The following is a 19,372-nucleotide window of genomic DNA, read 5'->3' as shown; positions in this document are numbered from 1 at the left end:
GCCTCGCTGGCCGCCCAGTCGCCATCCCGTACAGCGACCGGCGTCACTCTCTTCCGATCCCCCGGCAAGCGGGGATTCCGGCCTCTCATGATCCGCATGTGCCGTTTCACGCTTGACGGGACGTCCCGCGCGGCTCGGTCGCGGTCAGGCGACCGTGAAACACAGGACTTACGGCTCGCCTGCGCAGACGGCGACGGCCCGTTCCCGGAGGACGGCGTCCGTGAAGCCGAGCAGTGCACTGTCGGCAGCCCGGCAGCGACCGGCCGGCCGCGAAGCGCTTCGGCGAAGGCGCGCTGGTAGGAGGTTCCGTACGCGCCAGCGCTTTCTGACGAGTTGGGACAGCAGCGTCCGGTCGATGGCTTCGCCAATCGTCACGAGTTTCCAAGGCGCCTGCTGATTGAGGCGAGTTGGGTCGGCAGGATGCGACAGGGCCGTCACAGGCGTCGAAGATCACTTGACCTTCCCCCAGGGGGAGGGACGACAGTGTCCCTGCCGATCACATGAGCGGGCGATCTGTGCTCGCTAGTCGGGCCAGAACGAAGAGGGGGAGTTCGGGTGACCGCGACATGCGTCATTCTCGACATCGGGGGCGTGCTGGAGATCACGCCGGAAACGGGATGGGTGCAACGGTGGGAGGAGCGTTTGGAGCTGCCACCGGGCACTGTCCATGAGCGGATGCGCGACGTGTGGCGGGCTGGGAGTGTCGGGAGTATCAGCGAGCGCGAGGTGCTCGAGCAGGTGGCGACCCGTTTGAGCCTCGCCACCCCTCAGGTTGAAGCCTTCATGGCTGATCTCTGGGCGGAGTATCTGGGGACGCCGAACGAGGAGTTGATCGACTATGTGCGAGGGCTGCGCGGAAGCTGCAGGCTGGGCATCCTGAGCAACAGCTTCGTCGGTGCCCGGGAACGGGAGACGTCGCTCTATCACTTCGACGAGTTGGTGGAGCAGATCGTCTACTCGCACGAGATCGGCATCGAGAAGCCCGACCTGCGTGCCTTCGAGGCAGCGTGCGCCAGCTTGGACGTGCGGCCGGCGAACTGCCTGTTCATCGATGACGTCGCAGTCAACATTGAGGCCGCCCAGGCGGCGGGCATGCAGGCGCATCTGTTCGAGGACAACGCCCGGACCGTCACGCGCATCGCAGCTCATCTGGATGCCGGGCCCCTGGCCGCAGGGCGGGTCCCTCTCGGATGACGTCGGCCCGGCCCCGGCCTCCAGCGCGCTCCAGGGCTCGCATGACATACCAGCACGGTGATCTCGCCGGATCGCCGCATACAGCTCGACCTACGGCATCCGCAGCATGACCAGCACCTTTCACGAGGAGCGTCCAATGCTGCCTGCAGGAACCGTAGTGCTGTCACTTGTGAGCATCCCCCAACCGTGGATCGAGGTGCCTCATGTGCTTGCGGTAGAGATCCTTGAAGGTTGTTGTTGCCGTCGCATCGTCGGTGGGACGGACGCCTTCCCAAACAGCCTAGTCGTAGCTCATGGCCGCATTGAGTGGTGTGCATCGTGAAGTAGCAGGTCACGGGCCTGGTGTGCGTCGGCTCCGGGGTACTCATGCTGGTGACGGGGGGGGGTAACTTCGGTGGAGATCGTCGGTCAGCGGGCGACTTCCCGGTTTGTGAGGACGAGCAGGCGTGGGCGGCGGCCTCGCCGTGCTCGCGGGCACCGTCGCTACCCAGGCCGACCGGTCGTCTACACCGCGCGCACCGCCAACGGCAACGCCCGCTTCTATCGCAACGCCAACTGACCTGATCACAGGCCGGTGACCTGGTAGCACAAGGGGCCGACCGGTCCGCGGCATCCCACCGCGGACCGGCCGACCTGCCTCCTCGTCGCCTACTGCCGCGGCACCGACTAAATCCGCTGGCCCCCATCGCCTCTTCCTGCGACATTGCGAGGATGGACTGGAGAGCCGTATCCCCCGCGGACGTCGACGCCCTCACCGAGTTGCTCGGCCGGGACGAGGAGGCGACGGTCGGCCGCCGCGAGAGCGGGCCGGCGGAGGTACGCAGCATGCTGGCCGTTCCCGGCCTCGACCTGGCCACCCGCACGTGGGCCGCGTCGGCCCCCGACGGCAGTCTCCTCGGCTTCGCCGCCCTCCACCCCGCGCCCCAGCCGGGCGAGCTGCGCGCCCAGCTGGTCGTAGCCCCGTGCCCGGACGCGCCTGCCGTCACCGCCGCGCTCCTGGACCGTCTCGACGCCTGGGCCGCCCATGATCTCCCCACCCACGACATATCAGTGACGCTCTATCAGTTCCCGGGCTGCCAGTCCCACGACCAACTCCTCAGCCGCGGCTGGACCGTCGTCCACAGCAGCAGCCGTCTCACCGTCGCCCTGGACTCCCTCGGCCTCCCCGAACACCCGGCATCCACGGCGCCCACGGTGAGAGCGGCCCGGAATGAGACCGACCTCCGCACCGTCCACTCCGTGCTGAACGAGGCCTTCACCGGCGACCCGGAGCACCCCCACCCAGACTTCGAGGACTTCCACCACGCCCAGCGCCGACGCGAGGGCTACAACCCCGACCTGTGGCTCCTCGCCGAACTCGACAGCGTCCCCGCCGGCGCCCTCATCGCCCGTGACCCCGTCGACCGCGCCTGGATCGCCTGGTTCGGCGTCCACCCTGTCCACCGCCGCCACGGCCTCGGCGCCCAACTCCTCACCACCGCCTTCAGCCTCCTCCACGCCCGCGGCCACCACATGGTCGGCGTCGACGTGGACACCCACAACACCGGTGCCATGCAGGCCTACACCTCCGCCGGCATGACCCTTCTCGGCGCGGCCGACCAGTGGCGCAGGACCCAGCCTGAACCCGGCTCCCGCCCTGCGTAAGGCAGGTCGAACATGGCCACCAGTGCCAATGGTGCGCATCGTGAAGTAACAGGTCACGGGCCTGGTGTGCGTCGGCTCCCGGGTACTCATGCTGGTGACGGGCTGGTGACTTCGGTGGAGATCGTCCGTCAGCGGGCGACTTCCCGGTTCGTCAGGACCAGCAGGGCCCGCACCAGCGCGGTCGCCCAAGTTCGGGTCGGTGCGGACCTTGCCGAGGACGCGCCAGTTCTTCAGGCGCGCGAAGCCGTGCTCGACCGGTGCCCCAACCGCGGCCAGCGCCTTGTTGGACAGCTTCTGGCTCCTGGTCAGGAGTCGTTGCGGGCGGCCTTGTAGCCGGTGATCACCGCCGGATCGGCGTCCGGGCCGCTGTCCTCGAGGCCGACGAAGCCCAGGTCGGCGATCGCGCCGAGGCCCGCCGCGCGCAGGTGGGCGGTCAGTCCGTCGTGGCGGCAGGCGGTGATCTCCGAGGTGCGTCCGGGCCTCACCGCGCTCACCCAGACCAGGCGGCCCTTGTCGTCGGTGAGCGCGATCACGAGCAGGCCGTGGCACTTGTGCTTGTCGGAGTAGTACTTCCGGTTCTCGGTCCCGGTGCGGCGGCGGGTGCGGATCAGGGAGCCGTCCAGCAGTACGACTCCACCACCCGATCGGGCGATCTTCTTGAGCGCGCGGTCCAGGCGCGGGGCGCGGGCGGCCGGCAGGCCGGCGACTTCCCGCACCCACCGGGTCACGGTGGTGCGATGCACCCCGTTCCCGCTGGCCAGGTCGCCGGCACGCTGGTCACAGCGCAGCACGGCCAGCACGATGGCGGCGATCTTCCCTGCGGGCAGTGCCCGCCACCGCGATCCGATCTTCTTGCAGTGGCCGCGTACCAGGTCGGCGAGCCAGTTCAAGGTGGCGCTCGACAGAGGCAGGCGGGCGGTGTAGCCAAGACCGTCGGGGCCTCCGACGAGACTGTTGCTTTTCTTCACACCGGGAAGCGCGGTCTCGTCGATGCCGTCCCCGCGGTACGGGACCAGCAGCACCGCACGCCCCGCCACCTGCGCGGACGCCGGCGCGGCGGCGGCTCGCTCCGCAGCGATCTGCCCGCTCATCCGTGCCAGGACCCGCTCTGCGACGGCGAGTTCGTCCCGCTCGGCCCGAACCTGGTCCAGCTGCTGCCCGACGATCTACACGGCAGACTGCCGCCCGCGACCAGCACGAGCACCCGAGCACCCGAGCACACGCCGTTGGCTCACTCCTCAGGCACGAGCCGGGGCTTTGCTCCGGGAGCGGTCGAACAGTGCGAAGTGGGCCTGGACGGCGGACTGGGCGATCCAGGTGTCCTGGTTGTCCATGAGGTCGTTTCCCGGACCGTCACAGCTTTTCACGTGGCGGTGTTGAGGAGGCTGGTGCCCAGGGGCGTAGTGGCGTGGAGGGCAGTGTTGTGATGGCGGGTGTTCGTGGTCAGGCCGGCGGTGCGGAGAACGGTCGCGTGCTGGCTGGCGCTGGCTGGGGAGATACCGGCGTGGCGGGCGAGTTCGGTGGTGTTACAGCCGGGGTGGTGGGCGATGGTCCACAGCACTACGGCTCGGGTGTGGCCGAGCAGTGCGGTCAGGGAGTCGGGAATGGTGCTGAGGGTTCGTGCAGTGTCTGTGGGAGGCAGGAAGAGGTTGGCGTCGTGGTGGTCGACGGGGTAGGTCAGCCACGGGCTGGGTTCGGCTGTCTCGTCCAGCGCGGGGTACACGGCCCCGAAGACCGACGGGATCAGGAGCAGGCCGCGCCCAGCGAGATGGACGTCGCCACTGCGACCGGAAGCCATGGTCAGTTCCAGGACGGGTTGCTTCCACTTGATGTAGCGGGGGTTGAGTCCTGACAGCAATGCCTGCAGTCCGCCACGAGCGGCCTGACGTCTGCGCAGTGCCTGGTCCGCGCCGCTGAGGGCATCGATTCGCAGCTGATAAGGGGCGATCACCTGCTCGTGGGCGTGGGCCGCGGTGTCGGCCAGCTCCAGCAGCACCTCTTTGGCGCTGCCGAGCGACCGCGTCCAAGCAGGCACCGGCCGCTGAATGCCGCGGCCGGCCCAGGTCTCCATATCCTTGCGGATACGTTCGGCGGGCGTGGCCCGGACCTTGTCCAGTGCCTCTTCGATGCTGTGGGCCGTCGCGTGACTGAGGAAGTCCGCTGTCCAGCCTGTTGGCGGGATCAGGTCGAACAGTCGTCGCACCTTCGGCGACAGATGCCGCAGCGATTCCCGGCGCCAGGCCCCGAACCGGGTCGGATGGCTGCCTTCCTGCAGCAGCCGCAGGGCGATGTCCAACTCCAGCATGGGACGGGGTCCCTCCGCTAAGCGGACGCGGGTCAGGTCTTCGGCGGTGAAGTGGATACGCAGCGGCATGGCGTAGAGCGTGTCCGGGATGTCGTTCTTCGTGCCAGGCCAAATCACGTCGATCCCCGATCAGCCGCACAGCCATTCTTTCCACGAGCGGGCCGGTGCGAGCCGGCCCGTCACGGACCTGAGCGGATCAGCGGATCCACGGTCGAGGAGGCACCACAGTCTCATGCCCAAACAGACTGTCGTTTGCGCTTCCCCCGTCGGATCCGCACAAGAAGGGCTCGGGACGGGCAGCAGAGAGAGCCAGCGGCCGGCGAGTCACCGGCCGTACATCCACTGGGAGAAGGAGAGTTCCATGAGCAAGATCCGTACGAGCGCTATGCGTGCCGTCGGCGCCGTCCTCGCGGGTACCGCGTTGGTGGTAGGTGTCGCAGGTGGCTCAGCGAGCGCGGCGGCAGGCGAGCCCATCACTGCGCACGCCGCCAGCCCCGGGGAACCTTCGACCACGGGGGCGAAGGCGCTCTTCAACTGGTACAACGACGTGCTGACGGTGTGCGATACGCGCCGCGACGGCAGGCGTGCGGTCGCGCGCGCGTACAACAAGACGACCCGCAACTTCGTCGCGTACGTCGAGGACAAGGACGGGGCCAATGGCTGTACTGGATCCTGGATGGGGTGGAAGGCCTTCGACACGCCGGTTCGCCGTGGGGATCGTATTTCGCTCGAGCTCTGGATTCAGGATGGCCGCAACGGAGGCAGGGAGAACTACCGCCAGACCGAGTTCATCTCCGGCTGAGCGACGGTCGGCCATGACTGCCCTCCCCCAACTGCGTAGGCCCTCGGCCATCATTCAGGGCTCCGACGATGGCGAGCGGAAGCAGTCTGCGCGTGATCCGCACAACCCCTGCGCTCATCCGCAGATAGGGTCCCGTGCCGGTGAACCGCCCAGATGTGCGCCGTCTCTCGCCCCGGGCATCGGCTCGGCGGTCAGCGGGCCGTCTTCGGGTGGGTCTCGGGGATGACCGGTCCGGCCGGCCGTAGCGCCTCGGGCTTGTCGGTCGTCCATTCGAAGCCCGCCGCGTCGGCCGGGCGCATGTGTGCGGTGCGGGAGATCACCCGGCCGCTCTGCCGGTCGCGGACGAGGACGACCGCCGCCAGGACGCCCGTCGGGGGCGACCACCGGGCGGCCTTCGAGATGGTGGTCGACGAGATCGGTTCGATTCACCGACGGTAGGGGCGACGGGAGGGGGCAGCGGGTACAACCGCTGCCCCCTCCCGGACGGGTACGACTCGTACCCCTCAGGCGGCGACGCCGAGTTGGCGGGCCAGACTGCGGGCGTCGTCGCGGATGACCGCCCCGCCGCGCTCCGCGAGCTCCACGGCGGTCGACCTGGCGAAGATGTTGTATCGCGCGGTCTCGGGCGAGGTCTCGTACCGCGCCTGAGCAGGTGGATCACGGCGACGTTCTCGCCCTGGAGGATGTAGGCGCGGGCCGTCTCGATGATGTGGAAGCTCCTGCGGGTGGACGACGGCATCGGCCCGAGGTCGACGCTCGCCGCGACGTCCACGGCCGCGCCGGCGCGGATCAGGTCGGCGTTCATGGTGATGGCGTAGGCGTCGACCATGCCCCGTCCGAAGATCAGCCACGGGTGGCTGTAGCCGTCGCCGAGCCGGCGCGCTTCCTTCTCCGCCCGGTCCCAGTGCCGCTCCGCGTTCCCACGCTGCCCCACCTTCGCGTACGACAGCGCAGCCGCCAGGTGCAGCAGCCCGATACGCGCGATGTCCTGCGGACCGCGCTCGGCGTCCAGCAACTCGGCCGCGCGCATCGCCAGATCCACCCGGGCCTCGTGCCGCTCGCCCGCGTCGCGGCTTCGGTGGTCGCCGAAGCCGTGCCAGAGCTGGCACGCCAGACGCCCCCGGGCCGACAGCGCGTCCGCCGCCTGCGGCTCCTCGTCTCGCCCTGCCAGCCGGTAGTCGGTCAGCGCCTCCTTCACCCGCAGCAGCGACGGGTGCGCGGCCTTCGTGTACGACGCGGCCGACAGCCTCTCGTCCCCGGACAGTGCGGCGAGGTCGTCGATGCCGAGCGCGTCGGCGAGGCGGCGCAACAAGGGCAGGCGGGGCCGGGCGCCCCCTCACGGGTCTTCACGAGTACTTGCTGACGATGGATACGAGTGGACGCAACGGCGCAGATCTGTGGCGATAGGCCGGCTGACCGAGCACCCCGGTGTCGAGATCGTGTGCCGTGACTGGGCCACCGCCTACACGCGGGCGTCGCCGCGGTCGTAGGCGTGGGTGGTGTGGTTCTTGATGCAGGTGCCGTCCCAGACCGCAAGGCCGATGCCGATCTTGTAGCTGCCGTGCGTACGGGTGCCCTTGGTGCCGTGGCCGGTCTCGGTCCCGCCGGTGATCGGAACGGTGCAGCCGCTGCTCCAGGGCGACGATGCCGTCGATGCTGCGGACGCGGCACCGCGACGGGCACTTCCGGCTACAACCTCCGTCGTCGGCGTCGCCACCACTGACGGTCAACGCCCACTGGGACTGCCCCCACCGGTGACAGGCGCGCCGGCTGAACGCGCGAGGGGCTGTTCCGGGTTACTCAGGAACAGCCCCCTTCCACGGCCGGCTCCGGCACTCCATGGGGGTGGGTGAATGTTCAGGCGGGAAGGGCCATGAGGAGCAGTGGGGTGGTGGTGGGCTGGGGGGAGCCTCCGGCGGGTTCGAGGGTGAGTCCAACGGCGCCTGCTTCGGCGGGGTTGCCGGTGAGTACGACAGTGCCGTTGTGGTCGATCAGTCCGGCCGGGCGCATCGTGCCGTCGTGGTCGAGCCACAGCTGGTAGGTCTTCCCCGCTCCGGGTGCGGGCAGGTTGGTTGCGGTGAAGACGGCCGCGTTCTGCCGATCGGAGGTGACGACGGTGGTCAACGCTCCGTTGGCGGCTCGTCCGTGGACGGTGCGGGCGTCGGGCGCGGCCAGCACGGCGCTGACCGCGTCGAGCTGCTGCTGGGCCTGACGGGCTTGCCGCTCGAGGTCCTGCGCGTTCTGTTGCTGCCACACCGCGACGCCGCCGAGTACGGCCGCGGCCACGCCGGCGGCCAGAGCCAGCGGCAGGGCCCTGCGGCGCAGGACGCCACCCAAGGCGGGCGCGGGCGCGGGGGTGGGGATGCGTGGAGGGAGCTGCCGCACGCCATCTATGGCGGCCATGACCTGTGCTTTGGCCGCCGCAGGCGGTGCCTGGGAGACGGCCGCTGCCAGGCGGGCCGCGGTCGCCTCGAACTCTGCGGCTTCCTGTCGGCACGCCTCACACGTCCGCAGGTGGTCTTCGAAGGCGCCGCGTTCACCGGGGTCGAGTGCACCCAGGGCATAGGCGGCGGCAAGGGTGTGGGCGTCGGTCGCTTGGAATTTCATGTGGTCACCCCCATGCAGTCGCGGAGCCGGATGAGCCCGTCGCGCATGCGTGTCTTGATGGTGGGAAGAGGCGTGCGCAGGGCTTCGGCGACCTCACGGTAGGTCAGCCCCTGGTAGTAGGCCAGGGTCACCGACTGCCGCTGCAGTTCGGTCAGGCCGCGCATGCAGCGGCGGACCTGCTCGGACTCCAGCCGGCTCTCGACGTGCTCGGCGACCTGGTCGAACGCGACGGTGTGTTCGCGGGCGGCCTGAGCCTGCTCGCGGTCGGAGGCGGCCTGGGCGGAGCGGACCCGGTCCACGGCCCGCCGGTGGGCGATCGTCGCGGCCCACGTGGTGACCGCACCCGCGTCGGGCCGGAAACGCGCGGCCTGCCGCCACAAGTCGATCATCACCTCCTGGGCGACCTCCTCGGACTGCGCCCGATCGCGTACGACTTTGATCACGATCCCGAACACCAGGGGTGCAAGGGCGTCGTAGAGGACCGAGAAGGCCTGCTTGTCACCGTGCGCGACCTTCTGCATGACCTCGGTCAGGTCGGCACGGCCCGTGGCGGGTCCGGCGCCGAAGGGGAGTGGTTGGTTCACGGGCGCCGCTCCGGCCGTGGCGAGAGGGCGCAGGGGCCGCCGGGTGCGGCGGTCGGGGGGTGGGGTGTGCATCGCATTTGCCGGTCCTCGGCTTCTTCTGGCTCACACGGTGGCCGGACCCTCCCAGGCTGTCGGTCCGGCCGCCCGAGCAGGCGGGCGTGTCACAAGTTGTTCGTAGCGGACGGGCATGCGGATGGGAGGGTACTTCGTCACCAGCATCCGGCAGCTACTCCCTTCGAGGGATGCATGAGGCGCCGGCCCAGCCGACGGGCGGGCGGCGGCGAAAGCAGGGGGAGGGAGCGGGACCGCTCTCTCGCCGGCCGAGCGGACCAGCCGCCCGGCGACAGGTACCCCTGGGAGGTAGTTGAGATGGTTCGTGTGCGACGAGGTCTTGTGGTGGCGATGGCGGCAAGCGCGGTTGTGGTGGTTGGCGCGTCGGCGGCCTCGGCCGATGCCGGTGCGCAGGGTGTGGCCGCCCATTCGCCGGGGGTGGGCTCGGGCAACCTGATCCAGGTGCCCGTCCACATCCCGGTCAATGCCTGCGGCAACGCCGTCAGCGTCATCGGGCTGCTGAACCCGGCATTCGGCAACACCTGCATCAACGCCTGACCCCGCACCAAGCGAAGAACCCCGGTCCGCCGCCGACAAGATGGGGCGGCGCGACCGGTGGCCCTCCGGCCAGAGTGCGGGGCGCGTCACACGCTTCCCCGTCACGAGCCGGGTGGGTCGGCTGCGGGTGGCTGTCGGCAGCCACCCGCAGCACCGGGTCTCCCCTCTCCGGCCACCCCGGTCCCCGTAGGTCTGGCCGGGGCCGGCCTGCGTCCCGAGGCCACGAAGGCTCGTGAGTTCACCGTTTCGGGGTCGGACCAATCCGCAGGGCGGGTGGCTGCCGAATGCCGGGTGTGAGCAGCTTCCGCAGCACCCTCTCCCTCGCCGCCCTGGGCGCGCTGTCCGGGCTTCTGGCCGCTTTCACGGCGCTCGCCGTGGCCGAGCTGGTCGCCGGGCTGGTGCGGCCCGCTGCGGGACCGGTGACCGTGGTGGGCGGCACGGTCGTCGACCGGACTCCGGCCGAGGTGAAGGACTTCGCGATCCGCACGTTCGGAGAGAACGACAAGAACGTCCTGCAACTCGGCATCCTCGGCGTCCTCGCCCTGATCGCCGTCGGCCTGGGCATGCTCAGCCTGCGTCATCGGCGGGCCGGCTCAGCCGGCGTACTGCTGTTCGGGATCGTCGGTGCCGCTGCGGCCCTCAGCCGCCCCGACTCCACCGGCATCGGTGACGTGCTCCCCTCGATCGTCGGAGCGCTCGCCGGCTCTCTCGCCCTCTACGTTCTGGCTTCCGAGGCAACCGCCTCGACGGTCGCAGAGAACAGCGAGGGCGGAACCGCGGGCTGGAGCAGGCGTGGCTTCCTGACCGCAGCGGGTGTCACCGCCGCCGCGGCGACGTCGGCAGGCGTAATCGGGCGCTTCCTGTCCGGCCGGGAAGGACAGGGTGCCGTTGCCTCCCGCGAGAGCCTTGTCCTGCCCAAGCCCTCCTCACCGGCCCCTACTGTCCCGGCCGGTACCCAGTTGAAGGTGCCCGGCGTCACTGCTTTCACCACTGCCAACCGCAACTTCTACCGCGTCGACACCGCTCTCACCGTTCCCAAGGTCGACGCCCGCACCTGGCGGCTGCGGATTCACGGCCGAGGTGTGACCCGCCCACGCACCTACACCCTCGACCAGCTCCTGGCCCGCCCGCTCATCGAACGCGACATCACTCTCACCTGTGTCTCGAACGAGGTCGGCGGCCCCTACGTCGGCAACGCTCGCTGGCTCGGCGTCCCCCTCGCCGATCTGCTCCAGGAGGCCGGTGTCCGGCCGCCGTCCAAGGGCGGCCGAGCGGACCAGCTGGTGGCCCGCTCGGTGGACGGGATGACCCTCGGTTCACCGGTCGAGGACGTGATGGACGGGCGCGACGCAATGCTCGCCGTCGGCATGAACGGCGAACCGCTGCCCTTCGACCACGGTTTCCCGGTCCGCATGCTCGTCCCCGGTCTCTACGGCTATGTCTCGGCCTGTAAGTGGATCGATTCCATCGAGCTCACCACCTTCGACTCCTACGACCCGTACTGGGTGAAGCGGAAGTGGGCCCGCAAGGCGCCGATCAAGACCCAGGCCCGCATCGACACCCCCAAGCCGTTCGCCCGCCCGGCCGCCGGCACCGTCATCATCGCGGGCGTCGCCTGGGCCCAACGCCGCGGCATCGCCCGCGTCGAGATCCGTATCGACGACGGGCCGTGGAAGTACGCGGACCTCGCCGCCCAGGACACCGTGGACACCTGGCGCCAGTGGTCGTACCGGTGGCAGGCCACCCCGGGCGGGCACTCGATCACCGTCCGCGCCACCGACGGCACCGGTCAGGTCCAGACCGATCAACGCACCCGCACGATCCCCGACGGAGCGAGCGGCCGGCACAGCGTCTTCGTCACCGTCCCCTGAACCACCCGGCCGGCCCGCAGATCAGGACCGCCGGCACAAGCAGCCCCTCTCCCAACCCTTCAGACAACTCGTCAAGGAGTAAAAGATCATGAACCGTATGAAGATCCGCCGCACCGCGATCGCCGTCGCCACAGCAGCCGTGCTGCCCTTCTCCCTGGCCGCGTGCTCCGACTCCGGCAGCGACACCAACGCCGGCTCCACCGCGGCCGCGGAAGACGCTCCCAAGAGCAGCCAGAGCACACCCGCGGACGGCTCCATGACCGGGGACCAGCCGTTCGGCCCCGCCTGCGCCGGCGTGCCCAAGGAAGGCGCCGGTTCCTTCGACGGCATGGCCAAGGACCCCGTCGCCACCGCCGCCTCCAACAACCCTGCCCTGTCGACCCTGGTCACCGCGGTCAAGCAGGCCGGGCTCGTGGACACCCTCAACAACGCCGAGGGCATCACCGTGTTCGCCCCGACCAACGACGCCTTCGCCAAGATCCCGAAGGCCGACCTCGACAAGGTCCTCGCCGACAAGGCCACGCTCACCAAGATCCTGACCTACCACGTCGTCGGCCAGAAGCTCACCCCGACGCAGCTGGAGAACGGCAGCTTCGAGACCCTGCAGAAGGGCACGCTCACCACCTCCGGCTCCGGCGAGTCCTACAAGGTCAACGACACCGCCACCGTCGTCTGCGGCAACGTCAGGACCGCCAACGCCAACGTGTACATCATCGACACCGTCCTGATGCCGAAGTAGCGGTCGTCCGCTGCGCAGGCAACGGCCCGGTGGCCCTGCGCTCTTCCGAAGAGGAAGGGTGCAGGGCCACCGGCTTGACCGCAGGTCCGGGAGGCGCGCCGTCCGGCCCGCGCGCAACGGAATGCTGCGTTGTGGGCCGGGCGGCGAACGGGCGGGGTCTACTTCTGGCTGATAGGCAGGGCCAGGTCGGTGACCTGGTACCTGGTCGGGAAGGCGCCCTTGCTGGTGGCCTTGCCGGTCAGCACATCGACCGAGTAGAGGCGGTACGTGCCGCCCGTGCCGATGGCCGCGAAGCCGTGGTTCATGCCGCTGGCGGGGTTGTAGTAGATGTCGAAGCCCGCGTCCAGGGCGGCGTCCACGCCGAGGCTGCCGGTGGGAGCCAGGGTGCCTGCGTTGGCGGGGGACTGCAGCGAGATCCGGTCGGCCATCGTGTCGAGGTCGAACAGGGTCGTCGCGGTGGCAGCGTTGAGGTCGTTGTTGGTGTAGGCAGCGCCGGTGACGCCCATGGCGGTCGACGGCGGCATCGTCGGGTTGGTGACAGTGCCGTCGACGGTGGTGGTCAGCTCGGCGGCCGCGTCGTCGATGTTGTGACGCAGGTTCTGCCCGGTGTCGGAGATGACCCTGAGCCGGTTGGCGGCAGGGTTGAAGTCCACGCCGAACGCGGTGCCGGCCAGGGCCACGGTCAGCTGGGAGACTTTGGCAGCCGCGGCGTTGGTGGTGTTCAGGGTGTAGATGCCGCCCTTGTCGCCGACTCCGTACAGCGTCTCGTTCTGGACGCGGAAGTCGATCCCGACGAGCCTGGTGTCACCGGACAGCCCCGTGACCTTGCCCAGCGACCAGGTCTTCGACGGCTTGTGGACCTTGAACTCGACCAGCTGCTGGTCGCCGGTCAGGCCGACCGCGGTCAGCGCCTTGTGTCCCATCGCGGGAAGGGTCTGCGGCACGGTGTCGGACGCCGCCAGCGCGGGCGCCGCGCACAGGACGCCCAGGACGACCGCGGAGGCCGCGGTCATGGTGCGGTTACGCATTCCACTCCTTCATCGAGGCCCCGGCCAGGGTGACCGAGGGACTGTGAAGGCTTCGTCACCATCGACGCAGCGGACCGGTGCCGGCGGCGGATGCCACCCGCGTGGCCCAAGAGATGCCGCCACGGTGGTCCAGAGGCTGGGCACCCTCGCGGGGAGGCGGATGCAGCGTGACCAGCCATGCCCGTCCAGCGGAGGCTGTCGGCGGGTTTCACACCACGTTCGCCGAGCAGGCCACCGTGGCAAACCTCTACAGCGCCAACGGACAGCGCTGGGGCTCCACCAACGTGGGCCTGCGCAACTGCCGGCGCAGCGACAACGACCGCACCCTGACCTGCGACACCTACAGCAAGAACGGAGGCGACAGCAGCTAGAACATCAACACCTATCGCCAGTTCCGCCCCAAGGTCACCGTCGACCCCGACGCCCCCTTCGGCAAACTCCCCGCAGGCAGCGGAACCTTCAGCTTCCGCAACGCGCAGGGCACGCGCTACAGCGCCAAGGGCACCCTGAACGTCAACGTTCCGGTCCCTGTCATGTGCCTCATCGCCCCGAGGAACGCCACGTTGCACGATCCGGTGCGGATCTGGAAGTGCAGCGAGATCGACAACTCCCAGTACGTCTCGGACTGGCAATCTGCGGGCGGCCACCTGGAGTCGACCGACGGCACCTCTCCCGCCATCGTCAAGTGCGCGTACAACTGGCCCACCCAGGCGGGCCAGGTCCAGATGTGGGACTGCGGCGTGGGCGACACCCGCGTGGACTGGACCCGCCAGGGCCTGCAGTTCGTGCACGACGACACAGGCATGTGCATGGACGCCGGCAGTGGACGCAGGAACGGCGACATCGTCATGCTGCAGCCGTGCGCGGCCGGCAACACCAACCAGGACTGGACCTGGTCGGGCAGCAAGCTCGTCGTGCAATGAACCCGCGTTGAGCGATCGTCCCGATTGGCCGGTGGCCCGGCGCACGAAGACGTCAGGGCCACCGAAGGCCGTTCGGTATTGACCGGGAAGCCGGCGGCCTCGCGCAGCCGACCGGTGTCGCCGGCTTCAAGCCCGGCGAGTAGCCGCGCACGGCCCGGCTGCCGGCAGACGAGGCGTGCGATCACGGCGGCAGGGCGCTTAAAGGATGTCCCGGCCCACCCTCCGCTTCGCCGCCCGCCACGGCCCCACCACCTGTCTGCGTCCCCGGGCGTGCACCGCACCGCCCGGAAATCCCTGTTCCCACGCACGCGCGGGGTCGCAGCGGAAGACCCCACGAACGCGTGGTTCGTGGGGTCACCCGGCGGCCCGGCAGGTGCCGTTGAGGGAACGGCGCCGGTCGCACCGACCGCGCGGCGTCGCAGGACGCGCGGTCGGGGGTCAGAGCCAGCCGCGCCGGGCCGCCTTCAGGCCGGCCTCGAAGCGGCTGGTGGCGTCGAGTCGATCCATCAGGACCGCCATCTGGCGGCGTACCGTACGCACTGAGACGCCGAGGCGCTTGCCGGCGGCCTCGTCCGTCAGGCCCGAGGCGAGGAGCTTCAGCAGGCCGCGCTCGGCGGGCGAGAGACCGGTCTCCCCGGCGCCGCTGCGCGGGTCCGCGCCCAGCGACACGGCGCTCTCCCACGTCTGCTCGAACAACGTGACGAGCGACGCGACGATGCCCGGGGCGGTCGTCAACAGCGCGCCTCGACGGGTGTCGGCCGGGTCGATAGGGACCACGGCGACGCGCCGGTCGAAGATGAGGAGCCGCGGCGGAGTCTCGGGCGCCGTGCGCACCTGGCCGCCCCGGTCGCTGAGCCAGCGGGCGTTGGCGTGCGTGGCGGGGTCGTTGCGGGCGCTGTCCTGGTAGATCGTCATGAGCCGGACGCCTCGGTGCAGTGCCCTCTCGTCGAGCGGACGGGCGGCGTCCAGGCTGGCCTGCGACTGCGCCCCGCCCGGCTCGATGGCCAGACACTCCTCCTGGAGCTCCTGGGTGAGTCGCTCCAGCCGGCGCTGGATCGCGTCGAGGCCGAGCAGTTCCTCGCCGCGGCCGGGGTCGGTGCCGCCGCGATCATGGGCGTAGGCGGCCAGCATGCGGGCCATCGCCTCCTTGCCCTGAGCGATCTGCTGCTGGCGGCACAGGAGTTCGGTCTCATGTCTGCGCAGGATGACCTCGAAGCCGATCTCCGGGCTGACCGCACGCAGCATGCCGGTCCTGTCCCGCGAGGGCTGCAGCAGCCCCATGTCCAGCAACTGGTCCAGACAGTCGCCCACTTCGCACGGTGAGATCGAGAGGCGGGTGCTCAACTCGTCCACGCCTTCGGCCGATCCCGTCAGCAGACTCCGGTAGACCGCTTCCTGGAACACGCTCAGCCCCAGGGCTTCCAGACCCGAAGTCTCGCCCATGAACCCCACCCCCCACCGTGCGCATGCCCCCAGGTCCGCGCACATCAAGAAACCCCCGTCACCACGCGGATGACGTCTTCTCAGTGATGCGATGCCGCTCGGCCGCGTGCACGCAGCTGCCGGCTGTTCGGCGTCACCCTCCTCAAGACGTGCACGATGTCACCGGTTCCGACGGTCACAAGGCCATGATCACCGCCGATTCCGCGCCGACCCAGAGTCAAGTCTGACGCGGAGGGGTACTTTTCTGCCATGAGCCTTCACCGAGTCGCCTGCCTCGTGATTCCTCCGCAGTCCACCTTCGAGCTGGCCTGCGCAGCCGAGGTGTTCGGCGTGAGCCGCCCCGGTCTCCCCTCCCGGTACGCGTTCGAGGTCTGCGCCGAGACCCCCGGCGCCGTCGCCACTCTCGCCGGCTACGACATGACGCTCGGCCACGGCATGGAGGCTCTGGAGCGCGCGGACACGGTGCTCATCCCGGGCTGGCAGGACCGTGCCGGCACGCCCTCGCGCGCCGTCATCGAGGCGATTCTCCGGGCGCACCGGCGCGGCGCCCGCATCGTCGGCTTCTGTTCCGCCGCCTTCCTCCTCGCCGAGACAGGGCTGCTGGACGGTCGTCGCGCGACGACCCACTGGCGGATGGCGGACGCACTCGCCGCCCGGCGGCCGGCGGTCGAGGTGGATCCGGACGTCCTGTACATCGACCACGGCGACGTCGCCACCAGCGCGGGCACGGCCGCCGGCATCGACCTGTGCCTGCACCTGGTCCGCCGGGACCACGGCGCCGCCTACGCGGCCCAGATCGCCCGGCACATGGTCCTGCCGCCGCACCGCGAGGGCGGACAGCTCCAGTACGCCACTCCCCCGCTCGCCGACCGCGCCCCCGACTCCCTCTCCCCCGTGCTCGACTGGGCCCTGGAGCGCCTGCACGAACCCCTGACCGTCGACGACCTCGCCGCCCACGCGACCCTCTCTCCCCGGACCCTCGCCCGCCGCTTCGCCGAGCAGCTCGGCACCAGCCCCGGCCACTGGCTGCTCCAGCAGCGCGTCGCCGCCGCCCGCGCCCTCCTGGAGGAGACGGACCTGCCCGTCGAGACGATCGCCGCCCGCACCGGACTCTCCTCGGCCGCCAACCTCCGCCGGCGCTTCCACGCCCACGTGCACACCACGCCCGCCGCGTACCGCCGCGCCTTCCGCCGTCCGGACGCGGCCGTCCCGTCGCCGTCGGCGGAGGCGCCCGTGGGATGAGCAGGGCTCCAGGCTGCGTCGCCGCGGTAGCTGTCACCTTGGTGCCAGTCACCTTCGTGACGGCCGGGAACTCTTCTCCCCGGGCTTCCCGCGACACAGGATGGTGATCACACCGAGACGGACACCAGCTCCGGAAAGGAGCCGGCCGGCTCGGTAGGAGAACCCGTCTGATCCTGTCCTGACCTGCGCGTCAACCGCGCCGAGAGGAACCCGTCATGAGCCCGTCCGTCCGCCCTCTGCCCGTCGTCGCCGCGCTTGCCCTGGCGGTCACGGCGCTCGCCTCCGAGCCGGTCATCGGCTGGGACGCCCACCCCGCCGGCGCCTTCGTCGCCCAGGGGCAGGGCGGGGCCGTCGGGTGGGACTCGGCGCCGGCCGACCGGATCGGGTGGGACTCGGTTCCGGCGGACCGGATCGGGTGGGACTCGGTACCGGCCGACCGGATCGGGTGGGACTCGGCGCCGACCGCCGGCATCGGGTGGGACTGACACGCACCCGCCGGGACCATCACGCCGTACGCGCCATGCGCATCGTCCACGCTCTGCTGAAGGGCGCCCCAGGAGCCGTGACGACCGTTCAGGGCTCCCATCTGATCCAGGATCTGCTGTGGGCGCACGCCGCCCCGGCCGACGGAGTCCAGCACATCGTCATCCGGCCCGTCCCGCACGGGTTGGAAGCGATCCTCTTCGTCACGGCCGCCTCCGACGAGGCGGCGCTCGCCCGCACTCGGGAACTGATGCTGCGGGCACGTGAGCCGATCGCCGCTCACGGTTACACCGCCTCGCCGCCCGCGTAGGCGTCCCCAGGGCGGCCGCCTTCCCAAGTCGGCTCCCCCGCCTCTTTGGCCGCCCGTCTCCGCGGCTCGTACTTCCCCACCGACCCAAGAAGGTCCATCAGGCTCCACCCGGGCCGCCGAGGCCCTACCGCAGCCTGCTCGCTTTCATCCATCCACCCTTACGGGAGTCATCACCATGCGCGCATCCGTCCGCGCGGCCACCGTCGCCGCCGCCCTCGCCTCGGTCGTCCTCGGCGTCACCGCCCCCAGCCAGGCCGCCCCCTCCCCCGCACCCGCCAAGGGCCCCGCGGCGGCGGCTGCGACCACGGCCACCTCCACCGTCGGCGGCTCCATCACCCGCACCGAGATGATCGAGCGCGCCCAGTACTGGGTGGACCAGGGGGTTCCGTACAACCAGCGCGCCTCGTACCGCGACCAGCAGGGCCGCCTGTACCGCACGGACTGCTCCGGCCTGGTGTCCATGGCGTGGCATCTGCCGACCAGCGCCACCACGTGGACCCTGCCGAACTACTCCACCAAGCTCGCCGACCTGGACGACCTTCAGCCCGGCGACGCGCTGAACAACATCAACGCCCACGTGGTCCTCTTCGCCGGATGGGCCGACGCCGGCCACACCGTCGCCAACATCATCGAGCACGCCCGGCCGGGCACCGACGCCCGCCGCAGCACCTACACCCGCAGCTACATCACGGCCAACGGCTTCAAGTCCTACCGCTACAACAAGGTCGTGGACAGCCCGGTGACCGTGCCGGACAAGGGCATGACCAACATCACCGCGGTCGGCGACCTGACCGGCGACGGCGTGAACGACATCATCGCCGTCGAGACCGCGACGGGTGACCTCTACCGGTACGCCGGCCCCAACTACACCGGCGGCACGGCCCGCACGAAGATCGGCTACGGCTGGAGCGCCATCAGCGACATCGTCGGCGTCGGCGACCTGACCGGTGACGGCGTGGCGGACATCCTCGCCGTCGACGCGTCGAACGGAAACCTGTACCGCTACTCGGGCCCGAACTACAACGGCGGCACCAAGGTCCAGATCGGCACCAACTGGGACTCCATGACCAATCTCGTGGGCGTCGGCGACCTCACCGGGGACGGGAAGCCCGACCTCATCGCGGTCGAGAAGGCCACCGGCGACCTCTACCGCTACTCCGGCCCGACCTACAACGGCGGCTCCCGCGTGAAGATCGGCAACGGCTGGAACATCTACTCCTCCCTCGTGGGGGTCGGCGACCTCACCGGCGACGGCGTCGCCGAGATCATCGCCGTCGAGACCGAGACCGGAAACCTGTACCGCTACTCGGGCCCCAACTACAACGGCGGCACCAAGGTCCAGATCGGCACCAACTGGGACTCGATGATCAACATCACCGGTGTCGGCGACCTTACCGGCGACGGGGTTCCGGACCTGCTCGCGGTCAACGCCTCGACGCAGAAGCTCTACCGCTACTCCGGCCCGTCCTTCAACGGCGGCAGCGCGGTCGAGATCGGCACCAACTGGTAGTCCACGAGCGACCGTTCGCGGCCCGCGCGTCGTACGCCGGGCCGCGAACGGTCCGTCCCTCCCGCGCCGTCTCACCGT

The 19,372-nt window shown here is 70.1% G+C and carries 20 protein-coding genes and 1 pseudogene; 12 read left to right on the top strand and 9 right to left on the bottom strand.

The features are described from left to right. Positions 1-555 precede the first annotated feature (555 nt). Positions 556-1,194, top strand: coding sequence for an HAD family hydrolase (locus tag ACGFMM_RS24840; protein WP_393648625.1), 639 nt, complete (start codon positions 556-558; stop codon positions 1,192-1,194). 711 nt (positions 1,195-1,905) lie between these two features. Beyond that, the gene (locus ACGFMM_RS24835) at positions 1,906-2,838 is read left to right on the top strand and encodes a GNAT family N-acetyltransferase (protein WP_393648624.1); all 933 of its coding nucleotides are present in this window, start codon (positions 1,906-1,908) and stop codon (positions 2,836-2,838) included. A gap of 128 nt (positions 2,839-2,966) precedes the next feature. Here ACGFMM_RS24835 and ACGFMM_RS24830 read toward each other — a convergent pair. Both ACGFMM_RS24830 and ACGFMM_RS24825 read right to left on the bottom strand, forming a co-directional pair. After that, a pseudogene (locus ACGFMM_RS24830) lies at positions 2,967-3,806 on the bottom strand (transposase family protein). A 395-nt stretch (positions 3,807-4,201) separates the two neighbouring features. Next, positions 4,202-5,212: an ArsR/SmtB family transcription factor gene (locus ACGFMM_RS24825; RefSeq protein WP_393648623.1), complete on the bottom strand. Its 1,011-nt coding sequence runs from the start codon at positions 5,210-5,212 to the stop codon at positions 4,202-4,204. 292 nt (positions 5,213-5,504) lie between these two features. On the opposite strand from ACGFMM_RS24825, the gene ACGFMM_RS24820 reads away from it, so the two are divergent. After that, positions 5,505-5,945, top strand: a complete 441-nt coding sequence (locus ACGFMM_RS24820) for a hypothetical protein (protein ID WP_393648622.1) — start codon at positions 5,505-5,507, stop codon at positions 5,943-5,945. Between the two features lie 191 nt (positions 5,946-6,136). Here the strand turns inward: ACGFMM_RS24820 and ACGFMM_RS24815 are convergent, their stop codons facing one another. From ACGFMM_RS24815 to sigK, 5 genes are all read right to left on the bottom strand, one after another. Then, complete coding sequence (locus tag ACGFMM_RS24815; protein ID WP_393648621.1) at positions 6,137-6,265, bottom strand: hypothetical protein; 129 nt, start codon at positions 6,263-6,265, stop codon at positions 6,137-6,139. Further along, the gene (locus ACGFMM_RS24810; RefSeq protein ID WP_393648620.1) at positions 6,262-7,254 is read right to left on the bottom strand and encodes a hypothetical protein; all 993 of its coding nucleotides are present in this window, start codon (positions 7,252-7,254) and stop codon (positions 6,262-6,264) included. Before ACGFMM_RS24810 ends, ACGFMM_RS24815 begins: the two co-directional genes overlap by 4 nt. A 153-nt stretch (positions 7,255-7,407) precedes the next feature. Beyond that, complete coding sequence (locus ACGFMM_RS24805; RefSeq protein ID WP_393648619.1) at positions 7,408-7,662, bottom strand: hypothetical protein; 255 nt, start codon at positions 7,660-7,662, stop codon at positions 7,408-7,410. 140 nt (positions 7,663-7,802) lie between these two features. Further along, positions 7,803-8,552, bottom strand: coding sequence for an anti-sigma factor (locus ACGFMM_RS24800; protein WP_393648618.1), 750 nt, complete (start codon positions 8,550-8,552; stop codon positions 7,803-7,805). Next, a complete protein-coding gene (sigK, locus tag ACGFMM_RS24795) occupies positions 8,549-9,136 on the bottom strand; it encodes an ECF RNA polymerase sigma factor SigK (RefSeq protein ID WP_393648617.1) in 588 nt (195 codons plus the stop codon). The genes ACGFMM_RS24800 and sigK overlap by 4 nt, the downstream gene beginning before the upstream one ends. A gap of 402 nt (positions 9,137-9,538) precedes the next feature. On the opposite strand from sigK, the gene ACGFMM_RS24790 reads away from it, so the two are divergent. The 3 genes from ACGFMM_RS24790 (at position 9,539) to ACGFMM_RS24780 (ending at position 12,355) form a co-directional block, all read left to right on the top strand. Continuing rightward, the gene (locus tag ACGFMM_RS24790; protein ID WP_393648707.1) at positions 9,539-9,745 is read left to right on the top strand and encodes a chaplin; all 207 of its coding nucleotides are present in this window, start codon (positions 9,539-9,541) and stop codon (positions 9,743-9,745) included. A 284-nt stretch (positions 9,746-10,029) separates the two neighbouring features. Beyond that, positions 10,030-11,616, top strand: coding sequence for a molybdopterin-dependent oxidoreductase (locus ACGFMM_RS24785; protein WP_393648616.1), 1,587 nt, complete (start codon positions 10,030-10,032; stop codon positions 11,614-11,616). An 88-nt stretch (positions 11,617-11,704) separates the two neighbouring features. Further along, a complete protein-coding gene (locus ACGFMM_RS24780; protein WP_393648615.1) occupies positions 11,705-12,355 on the top strand; it encodes a fasciclin domain-containing protein in 651 nt (216 codons plus the stop codon). Between the two features lie 158 nt (positions 12,356-12,513). Here the strand turns inward: ACGFMM_RS24780 and ACGFMM_RS24775 are convergent, their stop codons facing one another. After that, complete coding sequence (locus tag ACGFMM_RS24775; RefSeq protein WP_393648614.1) at positions 12,514-13,383, bottom strand: DUF4394 domain-containing protein; 870 nt, start codon at positions 13,381-13,383, stop codon at positions 12,514-12,516. Positions 13,384-13,619: 236 nt separating this feature from the next. Between ACGFMM_RS24775 and ACGFMM_RS24770 the strand changes: the two genes are divergently transcribed. Together ACGFMM_RS24770 and ACGFMM_RS24765 are read left to right on the top strand one after the other, a co-directional pair. Further along, positions 13,620-13,754: a hypothetical protein gene (locus ACGFMM_RS24770; protein ID WP_393648613.1), complete on the top strand. Its 135-nt coding sequence runs from the start codon at positions 13,620-13,622 to the stop codon at positions 13,752-13,754. A gap of 162 nt (positions 13,755-13,916) precedes the next feature. Then, positions 13,917-14,306, top strand: coding sequence for a ricin-type beta-trefoil lectin domain protein (locus ACGFMM_RS24765; protein WP_393648612.1), 390 nt, complete (start codon positions 13,917-13,919; stop codon positions 14,304-14,306). A gap of 438 nt (positions 14,307-14,744) precedes the next feature. On the opposite strand, the gene ACGFMM_RS24760 is transcribed toward ACGFMM_RS24765, so the two are convergent. Further along, entirely contained in the window at positions 14,745-15,749 is a 1,005-nt protein-coding gene (locus tag ACGFMM_RS24760) for a helix-turn-helix domain-containing protein (RefSeq protein ID WP_393648611.1), read from the bottom strand. Positions 15,750-15,998: 249 nt separating this feature from the next. Here ACGFMM_RS24760 and ACGFMM_RS24755 point away from each other — a divergent pair, with 249 nt between their 5' ends. The 4 genes from ACGFMM_RS24755 (at position 15,999) to ACGFMM_RS24740 (ending at position 19,294) form a co-directional block, all read left to right on the top strand. Beyond that, a complete protein-coding gene (locus tag ACGFMM_RS24755; protein WP_393648610.1) occupies positions 15,999-16,991 on the top strand; it encodes a GlxA family transcriptional regulator in 993 nt (330 codons plus the stop codon). A 215-nt stretch (positions 16,992-17,206) separates the two neighbouring features. Then, the gene (locus tag ACGFMM_RS24750) at positions 17,207-17,476 is read left to right on the top strand and encodes a hypothetical protein (RefSeq protein ID WP_393648609.1); all 270 of its coding nucleotides are present in this window, start codon (positions 17,207-17,209) and stop codon (positions 17,474-17,476) included. Between the two features lie 77 nt (positions 17,477-17,553). After that, a complete protein-coding gene (locus ACGFMM_RS24745) occupies positions 17,554-17,784 on the top strand; it encodes a hypothetical protein (protein ID WP_393648608.1) in 231 nt (76 codons plus the stop codon). A gap of 175 nt (positions 17,785-17,959) precedes the next feature. Continuing rightward, a complete protein-coding gene (locus ACGFMM_RS24740) occupies positions 17,960-19,294 on the top strand; it encodes an FG-GAP repeat domain-containing protein (RefSeq protein WP_393648607.1) in 1,335 nt (444 codons plus the stop codon). Positions 19,295-19,372 lie beyond the last annotated feature (78 nt).

Source organism: Streptomyces sp. NPDC048604, assembly GCF_043199435.1.
In the GTDB taxonomy this organism is placed as follows: domain Bacteria; phylum Actinomycetota; class Actinomycetes; order Streptomycetales; family Streptomycetaceae; genus Streptomyces.
The sequence above is the reverse complement of the archived record's forward strand: the minus strand, read 5'-3'. Positions and strand labels throughout refer to the sequence as shown.